The 18468-nt window shown below is 60.8% G+C and carries 15 protein-coding genes; 11 read left to right on the top strand and 4 right to left on the bottom strand.

The window, feature by feature from the left end:
* Positions 1-289: 289 nt before the first annotated feature.
* On the top strand, positions 290-862 hold the full coding sequence (locus QNM96_RS03835) for a putative glycolipid-binding domain-containing protein (RefSeq protein ID WP_283834684.1): 573 nt from the start codon (positions 290-292) through the stop codon (positions 860-862).
* 271 nt (positions 863-1133) lie between these two features.
* Here QNM96_RS03835 and QNM96_RS03830 read toward each other — a convergent pair whose 3' ends face one another.
* The 4 genes from QNM96_RS03830 to QNM96_RS03815 all read right to left on the bottom strand — a co-directional run bounded on the left by QNM96_RS03830 (position 1134) and on the right by QNM96_RS03815 (position 4271).
* Complete coding sequence (locus tag QNM96_RS03830) at positions 1134-2246, bottom strand: glycosyltransferase (protein WP_283834683.1); 1113 nt, start codon at positions 2244-2246, stop codon at positions 1134-1136.
* A gap of 143 nt (positions 2247-2389) precedes the next feature.
* A complete protein-coding gene (locus QNM96_RS03825; protein WP_283834682.1) occupies positions 2390-2869 on the bottom strand; it encodes a hypothetical protein in 480 nt (159 codons plus the stop codon).
* Between the two features lie 63 nt (positions 2870-2932).
* Positions 2933-3319, bottom strand: a complete 387-nt coding sequence (locus QNM96_RS03820; protein WP_283834681.1) for a hypothetical protein — start codon at positions 3317-3319, stop codon at positions 2933-2935.
* A gap of 106 nt (positions 3320-3425) precedes the next feature.
* Complete coding sequence (locus QNM96_RS03815; RefSeq protein WP_283834680.1) at positions 3426-4271, bottom strand: GNAT family N-acetyltransferase; 846 nt, start codon at positions 4269-4271, stop codon at positions 3426-3428.
* A gap of 1281 nt (positions 4272-5552) precedes the next feature.
* On the opposite strand from QNM96_RS03815, the gene QNM96_RS03810 reads away from it, so the two are divergent.
* The 10 genes from QNM96_RS03810 to QNM96_RS03765 all read left to right on the top strand — a co-directional run bounded on the left by QNM96_RS03810 (position 5553) and on the right by QNM96_RS03765 (position 18448).
* Complete coding sequence (locus tag QNM96_RS03810; protein ID WP_283834679.1) at positions 5553-6575, top strand: orc1/cdc6 family replication initiation protein; 1023 nt, start codon at positions 5553-5555, stop codon at positions 6573-6575.
* 77 nt (positions 6576-6652) lie between these two features.
* On the top strand, positions 6653-7318 hold the full coding sequence (locus QNM96_RS03805) for a helix-turn-helix domain-containing protein (protein ID WP_283834678.1): 666 nt from the start codon (positions 6653-6655) through the stop codon (positions 7316-7318).
* 195 nt (positions 7319-7513) lie between these two features.
* Positions 7514-7759 carry a hypothetical protein gene (locus tag QNM96_RS03800; protein WP_283834677.1) on the top strand — a complete coding sequence of 82 codons (246 nt, stop codon included), beginning with the start codon at positions 7514-7516 and terminating at the stop codon, positions 7757-7759.
* Between the two features lie 109 nt (positions 7760-7868).
* Positions 7869-8618, top strand: a complete 750-nt coding sequence (locus QNM96_RS03795) for a hypothetical protein (protein WP_283834982.1) — start codon at positions 7869-7871, stop codon at positions 8616-8618.
* Positions 8619-8765: 147 nt separating this feature from the next.
* Positions 8766-9473, top strand: coding sequence for a hypothetical protein (locus tag QNM96_RS03790; RefSeq protein WP_283834676.1), 708 nt, complete (start codon positions 8766-8768; stop codon positions 9471-9473).
* Positions 9473-9865, top strand: coding sequence for a hypothetical protein (locus QNM96_RS03785; protein WP_283834675.1), 393 nt, complete (start codon positions 9473-9475; stop codon positions 9863-9865). Before QNM96_RS03790 ends, QNM96_RS03785 begins: the two co-directional genes overlap by 1 nt.
* Positions 9862-12132, top strand: a complete 2271-nt coding sequence (locus QNM96_RS03780) for a DNA polymerase domain-containing protein (protein WP_283834674.1) — start codon at positions 9862-9864, stop codon at positions 12130-12132. Before QNM96_RS03785 ends, QNM96_RS03780 begins: the two co-directional genes overlap by 4 nt.
* A gap of 157 nt (positions 12133-12289) precedes the next feature.
* Positions 12290-16258, top strand: coding sequence for a PAS domain S-box protein (locus QNM96_RS03775; RefSeq protein WP_283834673.1), 3969 nt, complete (start codon positions 12290-12292; stop codon positions 16256-16258).
* Positions 16251-16715 (top strand): response regulator, encoded by a 465-nt coding sequence (locus tag QNM96_RS03770; RefSeq protein WP_283834672.1) that lies wholly within the window; start codon positions 16251-16253, stop codon positions 16713-16715. The genes QNM96_RS03775 and QNM96_RS03770 overlap by 8 nt, the downstream gene beginning before the upstream one ends.
* Entirely contained in the window at positions 16712-18448 is a 1737-nt protein-coding gene (locus QNM96_RS03765; protein ID WP_283834671.1) for a bacterio-opsin activator domain-containing protein, read from the top strand. Before QNM96_RS03770 ends, QNM96_RS03765 begins: the two co-directional genes overlap by 4 nt.
* The last annotated feature ends 20 nt before the right edge of the window (positions 18449-18468 follow it).

Below are 18468 nucleotides of genomic sequence, written 5' to 3'. Positions count from 1 at the left end.
ATGACGAGAGACCGACGGTCTCTCGAACCACCGTGAGCTGAGAACGAGCGAATCGGTTGGGGAGGATGTGGTCCTCATCGTGGCTCGTGCGAGCAGGAACGCTCGCAGCGACGATCAAAACGCCCGGCTCTGTTGAAAACTTCCAAACCTGACAATAACGGTGTGCTGAATACAAAGCGCGAATGTGGTACGGAAGATGGTTTGGATGGAACGGCATCAGACCGGTAGATACCGAAAATTCAGTCTGTGAAACGGTATAGCTATCCAGACCCACAATATTGTCCGTTGTATGAACCGAGACATATTCTGGTCACCGGTTGCCGGGGTTGGGATAGAATCTCTACACCTCATCGAGGATTCAACAGGTATCGTTGCTGAGAGCGTCGTCATTGGTTCGGTTGATGGCGCATCGTTTCGTCTCCACTACGAAGTTGAATGCGACCGTCAATATCACGTTCAGCGAGTGAACATTGCCACCCTCGGCCGGAAATCAGAATCAATAACACTTCGAGCCGATGGTGGAGGCAAATGGGCAGATGGCCAAGGAGAGGAGGTATCGGCACTGAATGGATGCATTGACGTGGACATTTCAGTAACACCGTTCAGCAATACACTACCAATTCGACGTTTAAAACTCGACCAAAACGAGTCGGCCGAGGTGCAGATTGCATATATCACAGTGCCCGAATTACGTATTGAGGCTGTCTCTCAGAGGTACACCTGCCTCGATCCAATCGACGAGAATGGCGGATTGTATCGCTATGAAAGCATATCCAGTGGCTTCACGGCCGAGTTACCTGTTGACTCGGATGGACTCATTATTGATTATCCAGGATTGTTTGACCGAGTCTTACTCTCATAACCGCTGATAAATCAGCACTCGCAGGAACGGCCTATCCGGACATGTAGGCCCGAATAGAATGAACCAACCATACTGAATATATCCTCTGTGTTCAGCACGACTACTGAAACCTATCACTAATTGAGGGATTCAATAGAGCCAACCGCGCGTAGCAATCCCAGAACGCTCACAGCGACGAGAACACGGGGAACCTCCTTTCGATCTCAGCAGCGCCATCTAGATGGGCTGTCACCGCTCGATAGACGAGAGATACGTTTGATACGGACTCGAGTCACACTAACTCGTCGTAAATATCCGCTAACTGCTCGAGCGAGTGCTCCACCGAGAGCATCGGCCGCCGCCGTCGGCAGAGATCCGACAATCGATCGTTCTCCGCGAGCGTGCGGTTGATCGCCCACTGTAGATCGCCGATGTCCCCCTTCTCGTATCGATAGCCGGTCTCGCCCTGAATTACGGAATCGGTGAGCGCCCCCGCGTCGACGGCGACGACCGGCGTTCCACAGGCCGTCGCCTCGAGCGCGACCAACCCCTGCGTCTCGACGGGACTCGGGAAGACGAACGCGTCGAGCGCCGAGTAAAAGGCCGGAAGCTCCGCTCGCTCGAGGAATCCCAGAAAGCGAACGTCCGCATCGGCTTCCGCCGCGTGGGATTCTATCGATTTGCGGGCGGGTCCGTCTCCGCCGATGACGAGCGTGAGGCCCGTTCCCGCCACGCCGTCGATGGCCTCCTCGAGGTTCTTCTCGGGACCGTGTCGGCCTGTGTAGCCTACCAGCGGGCTGTCGAGTCCCTCGAGGTCGTATTTTTCGCGGAACGCCGTCGGATCGACCGGTCGAAAGAACTCCGTATCGATGCCGTTCGACACGATACTCACGTCGACGTCGGCCTCGACGTTCTCGAGGAGATTCCGACGAGCGAAGGCCGTGGGGGCAGTGACGTGATCGACGTGCTCGAACACGGACCGCTCGTAGGACCGCGCAATCCGCTCGAGGCTGCCGACGAACGGATCCGGCACGTGCTGGTCCGCTCGGTCCTCGAGCAGGGTGTGATAGGAGGCGACGACGGGAACCTCGTGTTTTCGTGCGAAACGAATCCCTGCGATTCCGATTGTAAACGGCGTGTGAACGTGGACGATGTCGGGCGTCTCGAGTTCCTCCGGAATCCTCGGCAGTCCGAGTCGATATCTGGGGTAGAGCGGGGCTGGAACGCTCGGTAGCGTGTACTCACCCTCTTCGGGATCGTAGTCGTCCATCTGTGGGAAAACGACCGACATCGAGTCTCGAATACGAGGCCAGCGCTCTCGCCAGAGCGAAACGGTGTAGGTGACGCCGTTGACTGTCGGATAATAGAGGTCGGTAAACGCAGCGACGCGTTCGGCTTTCGCCATCGATTGAATCTGCACTGGTCGATCGTATAACTATTCCGTCGGTCCTGTCCCGGACTGGTTCAACTGCTGGTCTCGGAACGCAGCCGAGTCGGGATTCAACCGAACCGAAACGCGGCCGAATCGGAACGCAGCCGAATCGAGACTTATTCGATTCGAAACGAGACGCCGTGATTCTGCAATAGCGACCGCATTCGCTCGACCCCGGAGACTTTGTCCCAGCCTTCTCCCGTGTAGTGTTTGTACGGATGGCGCAACCAAGAGTACTCGCGGTGGGCGAACACCTCGAGCGATTCGCCGCTGGCCTGAAACAGCGCGATGTGGAGTTGCCACGTCGAGAGCGGCGACTCCCGTTTGACCCAGCTCCCTGCCGATTGGCGGCCGTCATTGTGGATCTTCAGCGATGCGATCGGTTCCGGCGCAAACTCCATCGCCTCGAGGTCGGTTCGGAACTCTCCCAGTCCGCGTTGGACGGTTCCAACGTACTCCGCGGGGTGTTGGGTACACTGTGCGAACCCGCCGAGGGGCTTTTTGACTCGGTGAAGCGTCGGGAGAACCCGCCGTCGAACTCGCGTCGTCAAGTCAAGTGCCTCTCGAGGTGCGGACAGTTCGTCAGTGCTCGTCACGATCCATTCTATCCAGCCTGAGAGCAAAGCCTTTCTGGATACTGTTGCGCTCGAGACTAGTCTTTACATATCGCTGAGTCGAATCCCGTCCTCGAGGAGTCGCGCGTTTCGTTCGCGATCGAGATGCTCGCCGAGGTCGTCGTGTTCGTACAGCTGGGCGATCACGTCGGCGTAGAGCGTTCGCCACGCGATGGCGTAGATCGGCGACTGACCCCACGCGCGTAGCTCCGGGACGAACTCGTCGTGGGTCTCGAGGCGGTCCTCGAACCGTTCGATCACCTCGAGCACGCTCGCGGCCGCCTCGCGTTCGTCGTCGGCTTCGTCGATCGCTCGATTGAGGCGGTCCTCCCAGCCCGCGACGGCGTGTTGCATATCCATCGCGGTGTCGTCGCTGCCTTCGGGCAACCGCTCGAGTACCGGCTCCGGAACGCCGAGTGAGATGTCGTCCATACTCGAGAGAGGGGCGGGTCCGCCAAGAAACCTGCAGTCGGTCTCGGTCGGAACGTCGAACCCGTCGGCGGTTCACTCCCCTCGGTGATACACTCCCGTCGGCGATTCACTCGAGCCACGTCGCCAAGAGGACCTCGTCGACGAACGACCCCTCGAGGCAGTACTGGCCCTCGCGTTCGCCCTCCCGTCGCCAGCCGTTCTCCTCGAGAAAGTCGATCGCCCGTTCGTTCGTCGCTGGCAGGCTCTGCGTGATTTTTTGGTAGCCCGCGTCCCTCGCCCACTCGAGGCCGTACTCGAGCAGACTCGAGCCGATCCCCTCTCTACGAGCGTCGGGGCGAACGCCGACGGTCACTTCGGCGGTGTGTCGAAGCGACGGGAGTTCGGGCGCGTCGAGGTGGAGCCAGCCGACGAGTTCGCCCGCTCGCCTTGAGCCCCCCTCGGCGGATCCGGCCGCCGACTCGTCGTCCGGATCGAACTCGGCGACGAAGAACACGCGAGATTGATCTTCGTTTGCTCGAACGAGTGCGGACTCGCGCTCGAGGCGTTCGGCGACGTTCTCGGCAACGACGTACTGGCCCTCGGTTGCGACCTCGCGCATGGCGTCGACGAGTTCGTCGCGATCGGATTCTCGTGCCGGACGGATCCGAGCGATCCCGTCCTCGAGTTCGTGTTTCGCCTCCGGTGCCGTCACTCCGACGCGGAGGCGACCGTTCGTCTCGAGCAAATACCCGGCCGTTTTCAACTCGTCGACCGCCTCCTGTAGCTGGTCGGTCGACGGCCGAACCTGTTTGCGGTAGACGCCCGACCGGGCCGGCTTCGAATGCGATTCGCTCGAGTCGATCCGGATCGCTCGAGCGAGTTCGGACTGCGAGACGGCCCCGTTCTGCTCGACGTACTCGTACACTCGCCGTTGAACGGGATCGTCGAACGAAAACGTCGGGTGGGTGCTCATAGGACTGAACCCGTCGACGGCGGGCATAATTATGGGCTCCGTACTGGCGATTTGACTCGACGGGACGGCGGGAACAGTGGGTTACCACGTTTTCTCGTCCATTTTGCCGCCCGACCTCTGGTCTGATTGGCGCCGCGCATCCCGGTAACGCCGTTTTATCGTCCGGCCCTTGCATCGGACCTCGAGACGGCTACGTGCCAATTTAATATCGCAGTATATGGTTCATAAACTTCTATCGGTTCGAGATAACAGCATCTAAACGGCACTACTGAGTTCGAGGACGGGTTTCGAACAGCTGCAGCTATCTGCTGGAAACTCGAAGCGATTCGGGCGGACATGCCCATTGGACACGAATCGTTCAGCGACCGGCCGAATCCGCTGATTTCTGCGTTGTTACGTAACGCTCTCATCGAGAACCGTAACTGACACGGGGACTGCAAATCGACAATCGTAATCGAGTCCGAACCTCCAACCCGTGTTCGAGGCGGGAAGGACACTGTTACTTCCTCTTTCAATTTACCGACGCCCCGTGATCGTCTCGCCAACTTCGCTGCCGGTTCTGCACTTCAGGAGCCAGACGAAGCGATCTCTATTGCTCTGGCAGGTTGATCGCGTTTTCCATACTCCGTATTGCCGCGATTTCGAGGAGTTCTGCAAACGGGCGTGTCTCACGGTACTCGCGTTTCCAGCGTGACCTGCGATTGGTACCTGAAAGCACGGTACGAATACCTGAAGACACGGGTCGACTGTTGTATTTACCGCGCGTACGAGGAAGCGTCTTACACCCTGTCGCGACCCGCGATCGAGTCGCTGTGACGGCCGCCGGCGAGAACTGCTTTTTTACCGGCGGTATGGAATCTGACGGTGAGTCCAGGAACCGTTTACCCTGGGTTCGAGACGTCAGGTTGTCCTCGCTTCAAATTTGGTGACTCGAGCGCGGTTCGAACTCGAGCGTGCGTAAATCGAGTGTTCGAGTTCTTTACACGAGGGCTCTCACAGTCGTGAGGGTGAAGGATAGTTTTCGGCTGTATCGGCTGTCGAGCTCTGAGTCGTTCGATCAGTCAGATTCGGTGGTTTTACGATTTCTCCCGGCCGTAAATCGTATACTGCGATATAGAAGGTGTACTGCGACCTTTCGGATCGAGCAGCGTGAGGCCGCCGTTGGCCCCCGTTAAACGCCCTCTGACTCCCGAGCCAACCGAATCCGTCGATCAGTCCGATTTCGGAACTATCGGAACCACTGCACCGTCGCTTAAGAGACTGGAACGAAAACCGGACGGTGTGATCGTTGACGACCGCGTCCTGCGCGAGGAGTTCGTCCCGAGCGAGGTGGTTCACCGCCACGAGGAGGTCACCCACCTCTCGGAGACCCTCGAGCCGTTGCTCTTCGACACCCGGCCCGAGCCCGCGTTTCTGTTCGGGCCGACCGGCGTCGGCAAGACCTGCATCGCCCGATACACCGTCGAACAGCTTCGCGAGCAACTGCCGAGCGCGCGGGTCGCCTACGTCAATTGTTGGCAGGAGTACACTCGATTTCGAGTCCTCTACAGCCTACTCGAGGCCGTCGACCGCGCGTTCGACGTCCACCGGTCGACGCCGAAAGACGAGCTGTTCCAGCGGCTTTCGGACGCGGACGACCAGCCCATCGTCGCGATTTTAGACGAGGTCGACCAACTCGAGGAGACCGAAGTGCTGTACGACCTCCACCGACTGCCCCACGTCTCGCTCGTGTTGATCGCAAACCGCGAGGAGGAACTCTTCGCGAGCTTCGACGACCGCGTTCGGTCTCGGTTGCGCGCCGGAACCCGAGTGCAGTTCGACCGCTACGGCGCGGACGAACTCGTCGCGATCCTCGAGGAGCGTGCGGTACAGGGGCTCGCACCCGGCGTCGTCGACGAGTCTCACCTGCGTACGATCGCCGACGCCGCGGCCGGCGACGCTCGCGTCGGCATCGGTATCCTTCGCTCGGCCGTCAACCGTGCGGATCGACGCGGACTCGAGTCGGTCACCGACGACGTGCTCGAGGAGTCGATTCCGGACGCGCGGACGGAGATTCGGCGCAAGACCGTCGAACAGTTGATCGAACACCAGCGTGTCCTCTATGACATCATCACTGAGGCGGGCGAGATCGAACCCGGGGAACTGTACGCGGCCTACGAGAACCAGGTCGACGACCCGAAGACGAACCGAACGCTCCGAAACTATCTCACGAAGATGGTCCACTACGATCTGATCGAGGCCGTCGGCGAGCGGCGAGGGAGAACGTACCGCCTTGTCGAAGGCGGCGAGAATGCGGGCGAGTAATCGTATTACTGGTTATCCGCCCATCTGTCGGCGGGTGCCGGGAAAAGCTTCCCGTGGCTGGCCGAGCGATACCCGCTATGAGCATTATTGCGGAATTTACGATCCCGGCGTCGGAGTTCGTCTTCGGGGACGTGTTCACGGACGCCCCGGACGCCACGATCGAACTGGAACGGATCGTCCCCGCGAGCGATTCGTTGATGCCGTACTTCTGGGTGACGTGTGAAGATCACAAAACGGTCGAACGAGCTGTCCGAAACCATCCGGCGGCGCGCAACGTAACACGGCTTGATTCTGTAGACGACCAAACGCTGTACCGCACCGTGTGGGAGGACGACGTTCACGACCTTATCTACGGGATCGGTCAGACCGAAGGCGTGATCCTCGAGGCTTCCGGCGACGAGCGCTGGTTTTTCCGATTGCGCTTTCCGAACCACGATACGCTCGCACGGTTCTACAATTTCTGTACTGAACACGAGATCTCGCTCCACATCGAGCGTGTCTATACGCTGACCGAACACGTCGAGGAGGGCCGACAGCTGGGACTGACGGCCGATCAGCGCGAGGCGCTCGTTCTCGGCCTCGACCGCGGATACTTCGACTCACCGAGCGAGGCGTCGCTATCCGATCTCGGGGAAGAACTCGGTATTACCCAACAGGCAATGTCGAAACGGATTCGAGGTGGGATGAAACGAGTTTTGACGAAGGTTCTTCTCGACTCGACCGATCAGCCGCCGAGAGAATAACCGTCACCCCACGTCGTATATACCCGTTGTGCAAACAACTCCCGTTCTTATTTCGGTTTGTATTTAATCACGAGTCAAAGATGGGCACCGCTATCCATTCCACCAGTTTTCGCTCCGAACCGCCGTCCGAAAGCGAGCGTGTCCACTCCGTCACGATTACGGAGTGCGACGAGTCGCAAATCGGGTGATCGATCGATGTCTCAATTCGAAGATTGGCTGGCGTGTCCCGAATGCGACGGCGACAGCGAGGTCGGCGTGCTCGCGCACAGAACGGAGATAATCCTCGAGTGTTACGGGTGTAGCTACGTTTCGGAGTTCGCGATCGGACAGGACGTTCCCGTCAATAGTCTCTCCGAATCCGCTATCACGGATGCGGCGTCACAGGCGACAGCGACCGGATCGAGCGAGGAGCAGGACGAGGGTCCCGGCGACTCACGGTAGACTGGGGCCCTCGGCCAGCGCGTGCGAACGCGCCGTCGTCTACGGACGTTCGATCCGTTTGAGAACACCACCAATCTACATCCCCGTCGGCGATGTCCATCAGTGTATAATGCCCGCAAACGCCCTCTCGACACCCCTCACCGTTCTCACCGCGGCGTTCGCCGTTGGCCTCGGGCTCGTCCACCTCTTCGTGGGCAAACTCGAGTTCCTCGACCGGGTCCCACGAAGCCGCTGGCTGTCGTTCGCGGGCGGCGTCTCCATCGCGTACGTTTTCGTCCACATCATTCCCGAAATTCACAACGCCGTGGTGACGCTCGAAGGCTGGGGCCCTGTCGCCATCTTCGCCGAGCATCACGTCTACCTGATCGTGTTGCTCGGGTTCGTCGTCTTTTATGGCCTCGAGCAGTACGTCGAAAAATCTAACGCCGAGGCTCGCCAGCTCGGCCTCGACCCGAGCGCTGGCGTCTTCTGGATCCACGTGGGATCGTTCGCCGCGTACAACGCCCTCATCGGCTATCTGTTGGTTCACCAGGAGGAGCCGGGCGTCGTCAGCGTAACGACCTTCGCCGTCGCGATGGCGCTTCATTTCGTCGTGAACGATTTCGGGCTTCGGGCTCACCACGGCCGGCTCTATCACGATTACGGCCGGTGGGTGCTGTCGGCGGCGGTCCTCGTCGGTTTCGGCGTCGGCTACGCCTTCGAGATCGCCGAACAGCTCGTTTCGGTGCTCTTCGCTTTCCTGGCGGGCGGAATCATCTTGAACGTCATCAAAGAGGAGTTGCCGGCCGAACGCGAGAGTCGATTCTGGGCGTTCGCACTCGGTGCGGCCGGGTACGCTGCGGTGTTGTTGTTCGTGTGAGGCCGACCACTGTTTCGGAACCGAGCGCCGATCGCGAACGCTCGAGCGTTTGCCCGCTGAAGACGCGATGTCCGGACGAATCGGTTCCTATCGGAAATGCGGAACCCGTGTTCCGCCGCTTATGGGCCGTCCGGGAAACACTCGAGTATGTCACGCCTCGAGTTCGAACCCGGATTAACCAGCTACCGAGTCCCGTCGCCACGATCGCCGATCCTTCATGAACTGGTCTGTTCGCGACTCGCCGAGACCCCCGGACCGGCCTACTGGATCGACGCGGGAAACACGGCCTCGCCGCAGGTGCTGTACGATTGTGCCTCGAGCCCCCGTGTTCTCGACTCCCTTCGTATTGCACGATCGTTTACGGCCTACCAGCACCACTCGATCGTCCGCCGAATGGTCGAGAACGCGACTCTGCGAACGTCGCTGATCGTCGCGCCGAACGTCGTCAGCAGGTACCGCGACGACGACGTTCCGCCGTGGGAGCGCGAGGAGTTACTCGCCGCAAGCCTCGAGACGCTGGCCGAACTCGGACGGGCGCTCGAGATCCCGGTTCTCGTCACCACCTCGAGCGACGAGGCTGAGGCGACGGTTTCCGAGCACGCGGATCACACCGTCGAGTGCGTTCGAACGCGAGAGGGGGTCCGCCTCGAGGGCGACGGCGCGGAGACGATGGGCTATTGGCGGGGGAGCTACTGGCAGACGACGATTCCCTACTGGGTCGATTGCTGTGGCGTCGCCGATCGGATCGACCCCGTCGTCACTGCGGCCGACCGCGGGCTGTTGGACATGTACCCGGAACCGGGTGGCTCGAGCGGCGAGGCGCTTTCGAACCCCGAAACGGAGGTGTCGGGCTGATGGGTCGGACGAACCCGACCTACCGGGACGCGATCGCGAGCCTCGAGTCCGAGTGGGGGCCGATGCGCCGAGCGCTTCGCCGCGAGTATCAGGGTGATTTCGATCGGCTGTTCGACCGTGCTCGAAATTTCGCCGACGCGGCCGGGTACGCGAACGCCACCGATCCAGAACGCGCGCTCTTGCTGTCGCTGTTGCTCGCCCACGAGGTCGAGCACAGGCGGCTGTGCGACCGGCTCGCGAAAACGGAGGCGCGACTCGGGGCGCTCGAGTCGGCGGACGCCACTCGGGAAGCGGACGGGATTGACCGAACGAACGAGACGCTCGAGTCGAACGCTTCAGTAGCACCGGACGGCTCGTCCGAGGAAACTGAGGCGCGGGAGGACCGCTCGTGACCGACCCCTACACCTTCGAGTTCGAGGACGGACTTGTTCGCGAGTGGAACTTGACCGAGGAGGGCGCGACGTTCCGTGAGGTCGAGGACTATCAGCCGTCGATGTTCGTCTCGGGATCGGAGGACGTACTCTCGAGCCTCGAGGAACGGCTACGGTCGGATCCGAAGGTTGCCGCGACGGCGCGAGAGCGCTGGGCGACCGACCTCCATGAGAGCCACGTCGACGAGCGCTCGGAGCTCCTTCGAGTCTCCCTCGAGCGCGTCGGCGAGGTGCGAACGCTGGCTCGAGAGCTACGCGGCGACGCGCTCGAATCCGAGCGGTACGCCCCGGGAACGGTTCGGCTGTACGACGTCGACCTCGATCCGGGCTTTCGCTACTGTCTCGACAACGGCATCGATCCGACCCCGGAGCGGGGGTCCAGAGCGATGCTGGGACCCGACCGCGGTCTTCGAACCCTCGAGATCGAAATCGACGAACCGGGGTTGGCCACCGAGGACGTTTCCGAACTGCGACTCGACGGCGATCTCGTCAGCGGCGATCCGGAGGACGTTTGCTGGTCGATCGGTCGCCGTCTCGACCGCATCGACCCCGACGTGTTAGTGTTGAGCCACGGCGAACTTGTCCCCGTCCTCGAGTCGGCGGCGGCGGAAGCCGGACTCGAGGCGTTCCACCTCGGACGGCTTCCCGGCTGGCGTCGGGTTGCGGGGTCGAACACCTACGAGAGCTACGGCTCGGTCGGTCACTCGCCGGCCAGATATCGCGTTCCGGGACGAGCGATCGTCGACCGATCGAACAGCTTCCTCTGGCATCAGTCAGGGTTGGCAGGATTGCTGTACATGGTCGAGAAGACGGGCCGCCCCCTCCAGGAGGTCGCGTGGGGGAGCATCGGTACGCTGTTGACCTCGAGACAGATTCGATTCGCGCGCACCGAACACGACGTGCTTGCGCCCCAGAACAAGTGGGAGCCCGAGCGGTTCAAGGATGTCTCGACGTTGCACGCCGGCGATCGGGGCGGTTTTACCTTCTCGCCGGAGGTCGGTCTTCACGAGGACGTCCACGAGATCGATTTTGCTTCGCTGTACCCGCGGATCATCTGCCAGCAAAACGTGAGTCCAGAGACGATCGGTTGTGGCCGTGACCACGGGTCCAACGGCACCGAGCCGTCGACCGTTCCCGAACTCGAGTACGATCGCTGTTCGAAACCCGGCTTCCTTCCGGAGGTTCTCACACCGCTACTCAACGATCGTTCCGGGATGAAGCGCCAGCTCGAGTCGGATCCGCTCGCAGACGACGAGGCGAGACGGCTCCGCGCCGAATCGGGCGCGATCAAGTGGGTACTGGTCTCCTGTTTCGGCTATCAGGGCTACCGGAACGCCAAGTTCGGTCGCATCGAGTGCCACGAAGCCATCAACGCCTACGCGCGAGACATCGCCCTCGAGGCGAAGGCTCGCCTCGAGGACGGCGGCTGGCACATCGTCCACGGCATCGTCGACAGTCTCTGGGTGACCGCGTGCGTGGACGATCCGGAGCCGCTCGAGGACGTCACGCAGGATATTTCGAGTTCGGTCGGTATCGAACTCGAACACGATGGGCGCTACGAGTGGGTCTGTTTCGTTCCGTTGCGAGAGTCGGGGACGGGGTCGGGGCCCGACGCGAGTTCGAACTCGCGCTCGCGGTCCGGTTCGAGCCCTCTCTCACACTCGGGTTCGGCACCCTCGGGCGCGCTCAACAAGTATTTTGGCAAGCGAACGGACGGCACCTACAAGTTCCGCGGGATCGAGACCCGCCGGCGGAGCACGCCCGAGTTCGTCGCCGAGAGCCAACGTGAGTTCGTCGAGGTTCTCGACGGCGAACGCGATCCGGCGGCCGTCTGTGAGACGCTCGAGAAGCGGATCGGGAAACTCCGTCGCGGAGCGGTCGACCCCGGTCAGCTCGTCCACACGAAACGGATTTCGCGCCGACTCGGGGCCTACAGCCGGCGCACGCAGACGGTCGCCGCCCTCGAGCGATACGACCGGCACGGAATCGATCGCCACCCAGGTCAATCTGTCGAGTACGTTGTCGTCGACGACGACGCGGACGGGCTCGGACGCGTCCGCCTCGCGTTCGAGGACTGCTCGTCCGTCGACGACGACTATTACACGAGTTTACTCGTGAGAGCCTGCGAGAGCGTGCTTTCGCCGTTGGGATGGGATCGTCGCCGGATTCGCGAACACCTCCGGGACGGCCGGACGGTTCGGCTCTCGACGTTCACGTCGACGGACTGACCCCGCGTTCTTGCACATTCTGGCCGTCTTGTGGTTGGCAAATAGCAACGCTGAATCGGATCCAAATCCCGTTCAACCGAATCCGACTGTCCGTCTGTCTAACGCATTGAGCGCTACATTTACGGCGCTTGGCCGTCTCTCTTCGATTCATTCTAGCATGGCAACCTCGGACCAATCTCAGGACGCACTTCACTCGCGCGTTCGACAACAGGAGGCGGTCACGGAGATCGGTCAACGAGCCCTCGAGTCCGACGATCTTGATAGTCTGTTATGCGACGCGGCCGAAGCCGTCGGAGAGACGTTGCAGGTCGATAACTGCGGCGTTCTCGAGCTGTGTACTTCTTCTGAAACGCTCCGCTTGAGAGCGGGTATCGGCTGGGAGGAGGAGGTCGTCGGCTCGGCAACTACCCCGATACGCGAGGAGGTTCATGCGGGACGGGCGCTGTTATCCGGGGAGCCGGTGACCGTCTCGGATATCGAGGCCGATGCCCGGTTCGCCGTGACGGATCTGCTCGCCACCCACGAGATCACGAGCGGGCTCGGCGTTAGCATCGGGCCACCCGACGATGTGTGGGGCGTTCTGGGCGTATACACGACGACACGACGGGAGTTCGCCGAACACGAGGTCACCTTTCTCAAAAACGTCTCGAACCTCCTCGCATCCGCAATCGCCACGGAGCGAACGAAACGTTCCCTCCGGAACGCGGAGACGATCACCGATCGAATCGTCGAAACGAGCCCGGTCGGAATCACTCTCATCGACGCCGACGGTCGGAACGTCTTCGCGAACAAACGGGCTGAGGAACTCCTCGGTCGACCGCTCGAGACGCTCCGGTCGTACGACCACGACGACGACCGGTGGAATCTCGTCGACGAACACGGCGAGGCGATTTCGGGCGACGAGATGCCGTTTTCGCGGGTCAAAGAGACCGGCGAGCCAGTCTACGACGAGACCGTCGGGATCGATCATCCGGACGGCACACGAATGTGGTTGTCAACACACTGTGCACCGCTTACGACCGACGACGGCGAGTTCGACGGTGCGGTGTACGCCCTCGAGGACGTGACCGAACAGACGCGCCTCGAGACCGAACTCGAGACGACCCTCGACCGCGTCACGGACGCGTTTTACTCGCTCGACAAGAACTGGCGGTTCACGTACGCAAACGACGAAGCCGAAGAACTGATCGACTTTCATGATCAGGGGCTGGTCGGCAAGACCGTCTGGGACGAGTTCGAGTGGGCGGCCGACTCGAGGCTGCGAACGGAGTACGAGCAGGCGATGACGAGTCAGGAGCCGACGTCGTTCGAATTCTACTATCCGGAGCCACTCGAGCGCTGGTTCGAGGTCAACGCCTATCCATCCGAAACGGGGTTATCGGTCTACTTTCAGGACATCTCGGAGCGCAAGGAGATAGAACGGGACCTTCGAGCGAGCGAAGCACGGTTTCGCCAGTTCGCGGAAAACCTGGACGAAGTCGTCTGGATGAGTTCGGTCGACACCGACGAATTTCACTATGTCAACCCCGCGTACGAGGAAATATGGGGTCGATCGAAGGAGTCTATTTACGATTCTCCGAGATCGTTTCTCGATGGGATTCACCCCGACGACCGAGCGCGCGTTCGGGAGACGATTCCCGATCGGAGCCGGGGGGAGTACGACGAGGTGTTTCGCGTCGTTCGGCCGGACGGGTCGATTCGCTGGGTCCACGATCGGGCCTATCCGATTACGGACGAGGACGGAACGGTCACTCGAATCGTCGGCATCGCCGAGGACATCACCGGACGGCGGGAGATGGAACAAGAGCGAAGAGAGAACACCAAAACGCTCCACCGTCTCTATGCGATCGCGTCGGATCAGAACCGATCGTTCGACGAGAAGGTCGATCGAATGCTCGAGATCGGGCGCAACCGACTCGGTCTCGAAGTCGGATTCCTGGCGAAAACCGACGAGCGAGACGACCAGTTCGAAGTGACACACGCGAGCGGCGAGAGCGACGAGATTTATCCGGGATCGATCGCACCACTGTCGGAAACGTACTGTCGGCGAACGATCGATGCCGACGGGTTGTTCGGGTTCGCCGATATTTCGACGACCGACTCGATCGACGAGCCCACATACGATCGATGGGAACTGGACTGCTATCTGGGCGGAGAAGTGATCGTCGACGGCGAACGCTACGGAACGTTGTGCTTCGAAGACAAATCTCCCCGTTCGTTGCCGTTTACGCCGGCGGAGGAGACGTTCGTCGAACTCATCACGCAGTGGGTGAGCTACGAACTCGGACGCGAGAACCGAGAACGCCGGCTGCAGCGGTACATCAGGTACACTGATGCGATTCTCGATACGATCGACGACGTGTTCTGTGTCATCGACGCTGGGGGCCGTCTCAGACGATGGAACGAAACGGTTCCCGAAGTGACGGCGTACTCGCCCGCGGAAATCGAGTCGATGGAGGTGTCCACCCTGTTCGATACCGACGCGTCGACCATCGAGAACGCGGTCGACGACGGCTTCGAAACGGGGTATGCGCGTATCGAAGCGCCGATGCGAACGAAGGACGGGCGAACGTTTGAGTACGAGTTCACCCTTTCCGCACTCGAGAATCCCAGCGGTGAGACGGTTCTCGCGGGAATCGGTCGTGACATCACCGACCGCAAGGCGCGCGAACGCGAGTTGGCCCAGTACGAGCGGATCGTCGAGACGGTCGAGGACGGGATCTACGTGCTTGACGACGAATACCGGTTCAGACTGGTCAACGACGCGTACCTGGAGTTGATCGGCTACTCGCGCGCGGAGATTCTCGGCGAGCACTGCTCGGTCGTCATCGGCGAGGAAGTATCCACGACGGCGGCCGAGAGCTCGGTTGATCTCCTGCGGGCCGATCAGGAGGCGGCAACCCTCGAGGCCCACGTCGAACGGGCCGACGGCGAGCGGGTGCCCGCGGAGAGCAAGTTTACGCCGCTTCTGTCCTCGGAGGGCGAGTACGAGGGAACCGTCGGCGTCGTTCGGGACGTTACCGAGCGAAAACGTCGCGAACGCGAACTCGAGGAGAGCGAGCGTCGGTATCGAACGCTCGTCGAACAGTTCCCGAACGGCGCGGTTTCGTTGTTCGACGAAACATTGCGGTACACGCTTACAGGCGGGCAGGCGTTAGACACGGTCGACGCGACTGCCGACAGTATCGTCGGCGCGACGATCTGGGAGCGGTATCCGGAGTCGTTGGCGGCGACGCTCGAGCCGCACTTCCGGGCCGCCCTAGATGGTGAACGGCGCTCGTTCGATTTCGAGCACCGCGATTCTCACTGGCACGCGCATACGCTTCCGGTCAGCGACGAGGAGGGGGAGGTGTTTGCGGGAATGGTGATGATACAGGATATCACCGAACGAGTTCGATCCAAGCGAAGGCTCGAGGAACTCGTCGACGAACTCGAGGAGTCAAACGGACGCTTAGCGCAATTCGCCTACGCGGCGTCTCACGACCTCCAGGAACCGCTTCGAATGGTCTCGAGTTATCTCACGCTGGTCGAACGACGGTACGGAGACGCACTCGACGAGGACGGACGGGAGTTCATCGATTTCGCGGTCGACGGCGCGGATCGAATGCAAGAGATGATCAACGGACTGCTCGCGTACTCGCGGATCGATACCCGGGGCGATCCGTTCGAGCCAGTCGACTGTAAGCGGGTTTTCGACGACGTTCTGGCTGATCTGGCGGTGAAAATCGCAGAAACCGATGCCGAAATCACCGTCGAATCGCTTCCGACCGTCTACGGTGATCCGGGCCAGCTTCGCCAACTCTTTCAGAATCTATTGGACAACGCACTCACCTACTCGGGCGAGGAGACACCACGTATAACTGTATTCGCGGCAAAGTCACAGGCATCGAGGACGATTTCGGTGCGTGATTCGGGAATCGGAATCGAACCGGCGGACACCGATCGAATATTCGAAGTGTTCAACCGACTTCACAGCACCGAAGAGTACCCTGGTGCCGGGATCGGTCTCGCACTCTGTCAGCGAATCGTCGAGCGACACGACGGCCAAATACGGGTCGACTCCACCGCGACGGAGGGATCGACGTTCTCAGTACAACTACCGGCACCCCCACAAACAGATGACTAATACATCGACGTCCAACGCCGAACCCGCTCGGATTTTACTCGTCGAGGACAACCCCGGCGATATCCGGCTCACGAAAGAGGCGTTCAAACGCGGTCGAATCGAGAACGATCTACACGTTGTCTCCGACGGCGCTGACGCTCTCGAGTTTCTCTCTCAGGAAGGCGAGTACGCGGACGCCCCGCGTCCGGATCTCATCCTGCTTGATCTGAACCTTCCACGAATGAACGGCGACGAGGTCCTCGAGGAACTACAGGACGATCCGAATCTTCAGCGGATACCGGTTATCGTTCTCACGAGCTCCCAGGCCGAAGAGGACGTTATCACGTCGTACGATCTGAGTGCGAACGCCTACCTGACGAAACCGGTGGATCCGGACGCGTTCATCGAGACCGTTCGCACCTTCGAGAAGTTCTGGTTTTCGATGGTTCGACTGCCCCCGGAGGATAGATCCTCATGACCAGTACCAACGTTCGCGAGGAAACCGAAGGGGACCGACCGGACGCGGTAGAACAGCAGACAGCGGCCGGTGACGAGGGGAAATCCGCGGCGGATCAGGCGGTTCACATCCTCCTGATAGAGGATAACCCCGGAGACGCACGATTGATCCAGGAGATGCTTCGCGACTCCGAGGAACTCACCCAGCGGTTCAATCTCGACGAACGAACGGACGAACGGCCGACCGTCACCTGCGAGACCCGACTCGAGGACGGCATCCAGGCGCTCGAGACGGCTCGAATCGATGTCGTGTTGCTCGATCTAAACCTCCCTGACAGCAACGGTATCGAAACGCTCGAATCGGTCCACGAAACGGCCGAATCGGTCCCGATCGTTGTGTTGACGGGCGTTCGAGATCAGGAGATCGGCGTGCGAGCGATCCAGCAGGGCGCACAGGATTTCCTCGTCAAAGACGAGGTCACGACCCCGTTGCTCGTCAGGACGATCTATCACGCGATCGAACGCGCTCGACAGCGCCGCGAACGCCAAAAACGGCGACAGGAGATGGAGGCGCTCAACCGCCTCAATCGGATCGCCCACGACATTACCCACGCGGTGATCACGACCGACACGCGAATGGAACTTGAGCAACAGGTCTGCGATCAACTCGCGGAGTCGGACGCCTACAAATTCGCCTGGATTGGCGGCGTGAATCCGGGAAGCGACGAAATCGTTCCGCGAGCGGAGGCTGGCACCGACGAGGAGTACCTAGAGCGGATCACGATTTCGACCGGTGACGACAAGCATGCGGAGGGTCCCGGCGGAACGGCACTCAACACGCAGGAGGTCCAGATCACGTCCGACGTTCGCACTGATCCGGATTTCAAACCGTGGCGCGAGGTCGCACTCGAGTATGACTATCGCTCCGTCGCGTCGATTCCGATTAACCACGAGGAACTCGTCTACGGCATCCTCGCCGTGTACTCGACCTCCGTAAGCGCGTTTACCGGTCCGGAAAAGGACATCCTATCACGAATGGGCGATGTCATCGGACACGCGATAACGGCGATCGAACGCCGAGAAGCGCTGGTAAGCGACGCCGTCGTCGAACTCGAGTTCCAGATCGACGAGCTAGCGAACCCGCTCGCCGACCTGTCGACAGCCGAGTCGGTAATGATCCGCTTCGATCGGTTGATCTGGGAGGGAGAAACATTGCTCGCGTACGGCTCGGCGGAGGGAATTCCGCAGGAAACGTTTCAGGAGAAAGTCGACCAAACCGAGGGGTTCGACGACGTACGATTCCTCACGAACGGCGACGAGGAGTTCGAATTCGAGCTGGTCGTTCCGGCCGTCGCTTCGTTGTTCGAGACGATCGCAACCCACGGCGGCCGGATTACGTCGATAACGATCGACAACGGCGAATTCCGGTTCGTCGTCCAGCTCCCGCAGGGTCGTGATACCCGTCAAATCGTCGAACTCGTCCGGGACCGTCACGACGGCGTCAGCTACCTCGCCCAGCGATCGTACGACCAGCGCGAAACGGACGAAATAGGCGCACAATCGGTACTTCAGGAGGGGCTCACGGAAAAACAGCGAATGGCGCTCGAGACGGCCTACGCGGCCGGCTACTTCGATTGGCCGCGTGGAAGTACCGGCGAGGAAATCGCCGAACGACTCGATATCTCCCCGGCGACGCTCAACCAGCACTTGCGGACCGCCGAGCGAAAATTCTTCGAGTCGATGTTCGAGTCGTAGTCGTTGACGATCTCTTGGAA

Origin of the sequence: Halostagnicola sp. A-GB9-2 (genome assembly GCF_030068615.1) — an archaeon.
In the GTDB taxonomy this organism is placed as follows: Archaea; Halobacteriota; Halobacteria; order Halobacteriales; family Natrialbaceae; genus Halostagnicola.
Note: the sequence above shows the minus strand (reverse complement) of the source record. Positions and strands in the feature narration are given on the sequence as shown.

Coding starts and splice junctions, on each gene's coding strand:
- QNM96_RS03820 (WP_283834681.1), bottom strand. CDS start 3,319: ATGGACGACATCTCACTCGGCGTTCCGGAGCCGGTACTCGAGCGGTTG.
- QNM96_RS03830 (WP_283834683.1), bottom strand. CDS start 2,246: ATGGCGAAAGCCGAACGCGTCGCTGCGTTTACCGACCTCTATTATCCG.
- QNM96_RS03805 (WP_283834678.1), top strand. CDS start 6,653: ATGAGCATTATTGCGGAATTTACGATCCCGGCGTCGGAGTTCGTCTTC.
- QNM96_RS03790 (WP_283834676.1), top strand. CDS start 8,766: ATGTCACGCCTCGAGTTCGAACCCGGATTAACCAGCTACCGAGTCCCG.
- QNM96_RS03765 (WP_283834671.1), top strand. CDS start 16,712: ATGACCAGTACCAACGTTCGCGAGGAAACCGAAGGGGACCGACCGGAC.
- QNM96_RS03770 (WP_283834672.1), top strand. CDS start 16,251: ATGACTAATACATCGACGTCCAACGCCGAACCCGCTCGGATTTTACTC.
- QNM96_RS03775 (WP_283834673.1), top strand. CDS start 12,290: ATGGCAACCTCGGACCAATCTCAGGACGCACTTCACTCGCGCGTTCGA.
- QNM96_RS03795 (WP_283834982.1), top strand. CDS start 7,869: ATGCCCGCAAACGCCCTCTCGACACCCCTCACCGTTCTCACCGCGGCG.
- QNM96_RS03815 (WP_283834680.1), bottom strand. CDS start 4,271: ATGAGCACCCACCCGACGTTTTCGTTCGACGATCCCGTTCAACGGCGA.
- QNM96_RS03800 (WP_283834677.1), top strand. CDS start 7,514: ATGTCTCAATTCGAAGATTGGCTGGCGTGTCCCGAATGCGACGGCGAC.
- QNM96_RS03785 (WP_283834675.1), top strand. CDS start 9,473: ATGGGTCGGACGAACCCGACCTACCGGGACGCGATCGCGAGCCTCGAG.
- QNM96_RS03835 (WP_283834684.1), top strand. CDS start 290: ATGAACCGAGACATATTCTGGTCACCGGTTGCCGGGGTTGGGATAGAA.